The organism is bacterium (genome assembly GCA_021372515.1).
Lineage (GTDB): Bacteria > Gemmatimonadota > Glassbacteria > GWA2-58-10 > GWA2-58-10 > JAJFUG01.
In genome coordinates this window covers 1-8,437 of sequence record JAJFUG010000056.1, presented here as the reverse complement: position 1 = coordinate 8,437, position 8,437 = coordinate 1, and the positions used below count along the sequence as shown (strand labels likewise).

The following is an 8,437-nucleotide window of genomic DNA, read 5'->3' as shown; positions in this document are numbered from 1 at the left end:
GCTACCGTACCCCTGGCCGCGCAGGAAAAACTGGACCCCGAGACCGTGGCCGTGAGCCCCGAGCGGATGAACGCTTTCCTGGTGCGCGAGGCCGAGCGGGTGAGCCGCGAGGCCTGGGAGCGGATCGACAGCAAGGAGAAGTTGGAGCGCGAGCGCCCGGCCCTGCAGCGTGAGTTCATGTTCAGCCTGGGCCTCGACCCGCTGCCCGAGCGCGGACCGCTCGATGCAACCGTGGTGCGCACTATCGACCGCCCCGGGTACACGGTGGAGGTGCTGCATTTTCAGAGCCTGCCCGGGTTCTACTGCACGGCCAACCTCTACCGGCCCAAGAAAGGCCGCCCGCCGTTCCCGGCGGTGCTCGAATGCCCCGGCCACAGCGCGGATGAGTACGGGGCCAAGGCCCTGCGCCAGGACTACGATATTCCCTGGGTGCGCGCCGGCTACGTGGTGCTGATGATCGACCCGATCCAGGTGGCCGAGGTGTTCGGCGTGCACCGCGGCACCCACGCCTGGGACCTCTACGACTGGTTCGCGCGTGGCTACACGCCCATCGGGATCGAGGTCTGGAACGCCATGCGCGGGGTGGACTACCTGCTGGGCCGCGCGGATGTGGACGGCAAGCGGCTCACGATCAACGGCGTGTCGGGCGGCGGGCACCTGAGCTGGATGGCTGGCGCCGCGGATGACCGTATCGCCGTGGTCCAGCCCGTGGCCGGCACCTCCACGATCAGCACCCATGTGGCGCTGGACCTTCAGCGCATGGCCTGCGACTGCGCCTATTTCATCAACACGTTCCGCCTGGACTGGACCAGCCTGGCCGGGATAATCGCCCCGCGGCCGCTCAAGATGTACAACTCCACGGACGACCACTACTACCCGCCGCCGGGGTACGAGGAAGTGGACCGCAAGGCCGAGACGATCTACGCCTGGTACGGCCACCCCGAGCGCACCGGCATGTTCGTGGTCCCCGGCCCGCACGACTACTACCGCCCCGAGCGCGAGGAGGCGGTGGCTTTCAGCGAGCGCATGCTGTTCGGCCGCAAGCGGAAAATCCAGGAGACCGCGTTCGACACGATCCCGCGCGAGCAGCTTGCCGCCCTGGGCGGACAGCACGCTGCCAAGCCGGCCAACATCAACGACCGCATCCAGGACCTTCTGATCCCCGCTGCCCAGCTTGGCTCCTACACCGACCGCGCCGCCTGGGAGGGCCGCCGGGCTGAGGTGCTGCAGAAACTGGGCGAGTGGACTTTCCGCAACATGCCCAAAAATTTCCAGTACAAGGTGGCCGCTACTGGTGGCAACGGCGCGGTGGCCCTGGAGACCGAGCCGGGCATCCTGGCCGGGCTGATCTCCTATGTGCCCCAGTCGGACGGGCCAAAGCAGAACGCGGTGCTCTACGTGGCCGCCCCGGGCGAGACCGAGGACATGGGAATATGGAACTTTATGAAAGCCTACCCGTTCAAGGGCTACGCCGGCAGCCGTCACATGGTGTTCCCGCGCGGGATCGGGACCCAAGTCTGGAACGGCAACGACCGCCGCAAGTTCGAGCGGGACGCCATGCTGATCGGCCGCTCCGTGGCCGAGATGCGCATCTACGACATCCTCTGCGCCGTGGACTACCTCTGCGGCCAGAGCTGGTACAGCGGCAAGGAGTTCACCCTGGTGGGCAAGGGCGAGCAGGCCGTGCTGGCCGCCTATGCGGCGCTGCTCGACCCCCGGATCACCCGGGTGATCGTGAAGGACCCGCCGCTCAGCCACCGCGAGGGGGCCTACCTGCTGAACGTGTTGCGCACCACCGACATCCCGGAGGCATTCGCCATGCTCGCCCCGCGCGAGCTGGATTTCATCACCGACGAGATACGCGGGTTCGATTTCACTCGCGGCATCTACGGGCTGTACGGGGCCGACAAGCAGATGCGCCGCGTGGTCACCGTGGCCCAGGCGCTCAATCTGCCCCCCGAGTGAGGGGGCGGCTGACAGCTTAAGTTGATTATTTTATGGCGTTTTCGAGCCGCTGGGATTATTTCCTTATGGTGGGGGCAGCGGTCACGGATTTTCTCTCGGGGGGCAGACATGGCGAGGCGGCAACACAGGCTGGTGCACATGTTGTCGGGCTGGGGCGGAGTGCTGTCTCTGGTGGCCCTGCTGGCCGCCGGAGCGCCCGCGGGCCTCAGGGCCCAGACCGCAGTCAGCCTGCCGTTTGTCGAGGGCTTCGAGGACGCCAACTGGGACGCGCGCGGCTGGTACGACAGCCCGTCGATCCAGACCAGCGGCACCGCTGCCGCGCCCGAGGGCACGCGCGCCTGTCACTGGCGCTGGAGCCGCGCCGGTGACACTCTGCCCGGCGGCAAGGGCGGGCGCGTGCTGTTCGAGCCCTGCGAGGGCCTCACTTTCAGCTACTGGGTCCGTTTCAGCGAGGATTGGGCCTGGACCGGCCTGGGCTGGCACCCGCACATGTTCATGTTCATGACCAACCTGAACGGGATGTATGACGGCCCGGCCTGGTCGCACCTGACAATTTACTCCGAGGCGGTGGACGGCAGGCTGCGTTTCGCCCTGCAGGACGGGGAGAATATCGACGCCGCCCACGTGGGCGAGGACCTCACCCAGGTGACCGAGAACCGCGCCGTAGCCGGCGGGAACGGTTCGAGCGACGGCTATCCGACTGATTACTATCTTTCCGGCACTGTCTATGCCAACGATAAAATCTGGGACTCGGATTCTCTGTATCTCTCGAATGCGGCCGGCCCCTACAACAAGAGCGGCTGGCACCGGATGAAAGTCCATTTCCAGCTCAACAGCGTGGTGGACGGCAAGGGGATCAACAATGGGGTGTTCCGCTGGTGGATGGACGGCCGTCTGATGCTGGACTACGAGGACGTGCTGTTCCGCACCGGAGCTTTCCCGTCGATGAAAATCAACCAGTTCATGATGCTGCCCTACCTGGGGCCCGGGGCGAAGAACCCGGAGAGTGTCTGGGTGGATGACCTGCACATTGAGCGTGAGGAGGAACTGTTGCCTGTTCCCGCGCCGGGTAAATTCGATTTCGACGGCAACGGCCGGGCCGGTTTCCGCGACGCCCTCGAATACCTGGTCCTCTCCGTCCAAGACCGCTCCGACCCAAGGCTGGACCGCAACCGCGATGGCAGTTTCGACATCCTGGACACCCTTGACTTGCTGCGTCAGCTTTTCGGGTTGCGCGCGCGTTTCGGAGGCTGAGGCGGCCGGAGCTGTATCCGACTTCGTGTTTCATCCTCCGGCAGTGACCGGGCTGTAAATTGTCACAAGGAGAATCGACTATGCTCAACACCCGCAAGCTTGTATTCCTGACCGGCCTGATGGCTTTACCCCTGGCCGTGGCCGGCCTTCCGGCCCAGGAACCGGAGACCCCCACGCCGGTCAAGCTGCCGTTCGTGGAGACTTTCGAGGACACCGCCTGGGCTGCCCGCGGCTGGTACGACAGCCCGTCGATCCAGACCACGGACGCCGAGCATTTCGAGGGAAAGCGCGCCTGCCTCTGGCATTGGAGCGCTAAGGGTGCGACCACGCCCGAGGGCAAGGGCGGCCGCGTGCTGTTCGAGCCCACCGAGAGCGTGAACCTCAGCTTCGCGCTCAAGCACAGCGCCGACTGGACCTGGACCGGGGTCAACTGGCACCCGCACGAGATGCATTTCATGACCACCAAGGACACTCCGTTCTGGGGCCCGGCCTACACCTACCTGACGCTGTATATCGAGGTGGTCAACGGCGTGCCGCGCTGCGCCACCCAGGACAGCCGCAACATCGACACCACCGCCCTGCGCAAGGATATCACCGCCCTGACCGAGAAGCGCGCGGTCTCGGGCGGCAACGGCGACCCGGACGGCCACGGAGTGGGGGACTGTTACAAGGCCGGTGAGGGCTGGCGCAACGGCCGCGATTTCGCCGCGGACAGTGTCTATTTCGGCGACACCCCCGGCCCGCGCTACAAGGGCGACTGGCACCGGGTGAAGGCGCATTTCAAGCTCAACAGCATCGCCGACGGCAAGGCCGTGCATGACGGGGTGCTGCAGTACTGGTACGACGGCAAGCTGCTGCTGGATTACCACGATGTGGTCTTTAGAACCGGGGCCAACCCCGACATGAAAATCAACCAGTTCCTGATGCTGCCCTATTTCGGACCCGGCGTGCCGCACGAGCAGTCGATCTGGGTGGATGACCTGCAAGTGACCGCGGATGAACCCTGATGCCGAAGTTGTGCCTTGGCTGAGGCCGCCCGGCCCGGGTGACACCCTGACCCGGGATTGGATGATTGTCATCCGGCTGAAAATTATCCACTGGATGATTATCATCCAGGAACTGGCGAGTGATTATGTACTTTTAATCCGGCTGCGCTTGATATAGGTTAAGTTAGGCTCGCAGGCCACTCGGGTACGGTTATTGAATAAGTCTCCGGGCGGGTGCTGTTCAGGAGGTTCCGGGTTCCGGGCTCCTGAGCGTTTCGGGGACAGCTCCCGCTCCGCGTCTGCCGGTTGGTGGTCCGGCCGGGCCGTCCTTCTTTGTGTAATCCGCAAGGCGGGCTGTTTCCCCAAGCTGCCCCTCACTTTCCCTTCCAGCAGGAGGTCCTGAATTGAAGAATGCCTGGCGCCTTATTCTGGCGGCGGCCTGTCTCGGCTGGCTTGGTTCAGCCGCGGCGGGTGAGGTCCGCGAGCAGAGCGAGATAATCACCAGCAGCGACCAGAGCTTCGAGATCAACGTGGGCGGCACGGCCCAGCCGGAGAACCTCGAAATCACGCTGGAAAACGTGGGTGATGTCCCGGTGGTCAACCCGCGGATCACGGTAAACGGCCGGTTCAACTGGTACGACCTGGCAAGCCTGGCTGCCGAGATAACTGCGGGATGCAAGACGGAGGAGGAAAAGGCCATGGCCGTTTTCGACTTCGTGGAGAAGCAGACCTACTGGTGGAGTTACCCCAAGGACAAGACCAGCCTCAACCCGGTGCGGTTTTTCAATGTCTACGGCTACCACATCTGTTCCCAGGCCGCCTGCCAGTTCGTGGCCCTCTGCCGCGCGGCTGGGCTGGAGGCGCGGGTCTACGAGATCTGGCACCACACCGTGGCAGAGGCCAAGTGGGATGGCGCCTGGCATCACATGGACGCCGACATCGGGATCTGGTATCTCAAGGGCGACAACCGCACGGTGGCCTCCATCGAGGAGCTGGGCTCGCACCCGGAATGGGTCGCCCGCAGCTACAAGCCCTACCGCTGGTACCTCACCCCCGGCGACAACCGGAAGATGATCTACAAGCCGGACGCCATGCCCGCGGGTGAGGACCTGGCAAGCATTTACGCCACCATGGACGACAACTATGTCGAGACCGGCTACGACAAGTGGCTCTACCAGCCCCAGGACATGCAACTCAGCCTGCGTCCCGGCGAGAGCCTCATCCGCTGGTGGACCCCCGAGCTGCGCAAGTATTACGACCAGGCCAAAAGCCACGAGCCGCCGCGCTACGCCAACGGCCGGCTGACCTTCGAGCCGGATTTCAGCCGTCTGAGCTACGAGGGTATGGTCGAGCGGCGCAACGTGAAGTTCAAGTCCGAGGACGGCAAGCTGCCCCTGGTACATGTAGACAGCCTTCAGGACGGCCTCCACGACCGCGCCTCCGAGCTGTCGATCCCGATGAAAAGCCCCTATGTCATGGTGGGCGGCTACATCGACTCCCGCTACTACAAGGGCGCCGCCTCGGGCCTGACCCAGGTGGCCCTGTCCGCCCGGCTCGACCCGCTGTTCGGCGCCGTGACCGGGCTTTGGGACTACTACTCTTGGGCCTATGGCCTGGGCGACTGCCGCGCCGTGCTGGATGAGAAGATGCTCAAGGACGGCCCCCAGGCCACCTACGAGTTCGATGCGATCTACACCCTCTCGGCGGACAAGCGCAACGCCGCCACCCCGGCCGTGTTCCCGCTGATCTACGGAGGTCAGAGCGGTGTGGACCGGGTGAAGATCGTGGTGGACCTGCAGGTCAACCCCGGCAGCCTGCCCGCGCTCGCGTTGGGTAAAAATGTCATCCGTGTGGTTGACCAGTCCGCCGCCGGGCGTAAGCTCAAGGTCACCTACCGCTGGCGTGAGATTGACGGCCGGCACGCCCCCGCTGCGCCCGCAAGCGCCGTGGCCCCCGCGGCTGGGTCCACGGTGAAGAACCTCGCCCCACGTTTCGAGTGGTCCGCCTCCACGGACCAGGACGGCGACCGCATTGTCAATTACCGTTTCCAGCTCAGCCTGCGCCCGGATTGCGCCTGGCCGCTCTGCACCACGTTCGACCGGGACGTGCGGGATGGCGGCGCGGCGTTCCAGGCCCCCAAAGGCTGGCTCAATCCCGGCACCACCTACTACTGGCGCGTGCGGGCCGAGGACTCCAGTGGACTGTTCGGTCCCTGGAGCGAGGTATTCAGTTTCACCACCAAGTGAGCGGAGACGAGACGGAATGAGAAGAGACGACTGGATGAGGATTACGGCGGTGGCGCTGGCCTTGGCCGCTGCGGTGTTTGCGACCGCGGTCGCGGCGCAGAATTCCACTGTGCCGGGCAAGGTCGGCTCACCCTATCCGACTGTCACCAACCTGGCCGTGGAATGGGAAATCCAGGGTGACGACAACCTGAACGCAGTATGCAAAATTGAATACCGTCGGGACGGGGAGACGGCCTGGCAGGCCGGCATGCCCCTGGTGCGCGTGCCGGCCGGGGACACCGAGGACCGCACCTCGCCGCAATACCGCTGGGTGAACAAGCTTTCGGGCAGCATCTTCGACCTGCGGCCAGGGACGCGCTACGATATCAAGCTGAGCTTGCGCGACCCGGACGGCGGCAAGGCGGACACGCTTCTTTCGGTCTCCACCCGCCCCGTGCCCGCCCCGGCCGTGGACGGCAAGGTGATCCAGGCCAACCCCGACACATTCGAGCACCTGGCCGCCTGCGCCCAGCCTGGGGACATACTCGTGCTCAGCCCAGGCTACTACGGCCAGTGGCGGGCTCTGTGCGACGGCGCTCCGGACCGTCCGATAGTGGTCCGCGCCGACAACGCCCACCCGTTGATCGGCAGCACGTTCGAGAGCGTGGACCTTCAGCAGCGGCGGCATGTGATTGTCGAGGGCCTCACGGTCCAGGGCAACGTGAACATCCGTTTCTGCCGTGATGTCACCGTGCGCCGCTGCAAGGTGTTCTCCCGCAGCGGCATCTCGGCCAACCAGCCGCCCGGATGTACAAATTGTTATATCGCCGATAATGATGTATCCTGGCTCACCCCCTGGGCCCCCGAGAGCATGGGCTCGGGCAGCATCTGGGGCGGTGCGGCCAATCAGGGCGAGGGCATCGAGATCACCGGCCCGGGCAACGTGATCTGTTTCAACCGGGTGCACGGCTACCGCGACTGCATCTCGCTGATGGAGGACCTCTGGGTCTACGACCAGATCTGTGACGACATCTACAACAACGACATCTCGGTCGGGCCGGATGACGCCATCGAAGCCGATTTCAGTTTCAGCAACTGCCGGATCATGCGCAACCGGATCACCAACTGCGGCATGGGCCTCAGCGCCCAGCCCAGCCTGGGCGGGCCCAACTATTTCATCCGCAACGTGATGTACAACACCGGGATGGCCCCCTACAAGCTGGAGCGCAAAAGTTACGGCGCCCTGTTCCTGCACAACACCTCGGTGCAGGCCGGGGACGGGCTCAAGGAGCACCACCAGCAGGGCGAGTATTTCCGGATGGTCTGGCTGAACAACCTGGCCCTGGGCGGGCCGGGCGGCGGCAAGCACGGCCGCTACTCCAGCGGTGACGGCCAGGCGGTGGCACTGCAGGGGTACAACTCCACCTGCACTTTCGACTACAACGCCGTGGGCTCGTCCGGTCTGCCGTGCGCCGGGCTGCTCGGGCTGAAAAAGTTCGCCGGACTGGCCGAGCTGAACGGGCTGAGCGGCGGGCATTCGGTGCAGATTGACTGGGATGTCTTCGTGCCGGGGGCGCAGTTCCCCGACCCGCCGTTCCCGGAGCGCCAGCCGCAGGACCTTCGCCCGGTCCCCGGCTCGGCGGCCGTGGATGCCGGGTTGGTCATTCCGGGTGTCAACGACGGGTTCAGCGGCAAGGCCCCGGATATAGGCGCTTACGAGCTGGGGCAGGAACTGCCGCACTACGGGCCGCGTCCCGCGGGTGTGGATGAGCTGACCGAATGGGAGCGCCTGTACGCCAAGTAACAGGTCTTACGCTACGAGTGTACCAAGTGCCGAGGACGGGGAAATGGATGCCATGAACAGATGCAGCCTTTTAGCTACATTCGCCTTCGCGCTTCTTTTCGCCGGGAGCGCCCTGGCCGGGAACGCCACCCTGCCCGGACGGCTTTCCAGCCCCTATCCCACGCTGACCAACCTGGCCGTGGAATGGGAGATCGAGGGTGACG

At 65.0% G+C, this 8,437-nt stretch carries 5 protein-coding genes; all 5 read left to right on the top strand.

What is annotated here, in order from left to right; genetic code table 11:
- Window positions 1–1,965, top strand: a 1,965-nt coding sequence (locus LLH00_05775; GenBank protein ID MCE5270776.1) for an alpha/beta hydrolase family protein, incomplete at its 5' end; no start/stop codon positions are given.
- 108 nt (window positions 1,966–2,073) lie between these two features.
- The gene (locus tag LLH00_05770) at window positions 2,074–3,219 is read left to right on the top strand and encodes a hypothetical protein (protein MCE5270775.1); all 1,146 of its coding nucleotides are present in this window, start codon (window positions 2,074–2,076) and stop codon (window positions 3,217–3,219) included.
- Window positions 3,220–3,299: 80 nt separating this feature from the next.
- A complete protein-coding gene (locus LLH00_05765; GenBank protein ID MCE5270774.1) occupies window positions 3,300–4,226 on the top strand; it encodes a polysaccharide lyase in 927 nt (308 codons plus the stop codon).
- Window positions 4,227–4,609: 383 nt separating this feature from the next.
- Complete coding sequence (locus tag LLH00_05760) at window positions 4,610–6,451, top strand: hypothetical protein (protein ID MCE5270773.1); 1,842 nt, start codon at window positions 4,610–4,612, stop codon at window positions 6,449–6,451.
- Window positions 6,452–6,467: 16 nt separating this feature from the next.
- Window positions 6,468–8,234 carry a right-handed parallel beta-helix repeat-containing protein gene (locus LLH00_05755; protein MCE5270772.1) on the top strand — a complete coding sequence of 589 codons (1,767 nt, stop codon included), beginning with the start codon at window positions 6,468–6,470 and terminating at the stop codon, window positions 8,232–8,234.
- The last annotated feature ends 203 nt before the right edge of the window (window positions 8,235–8,437 follow it).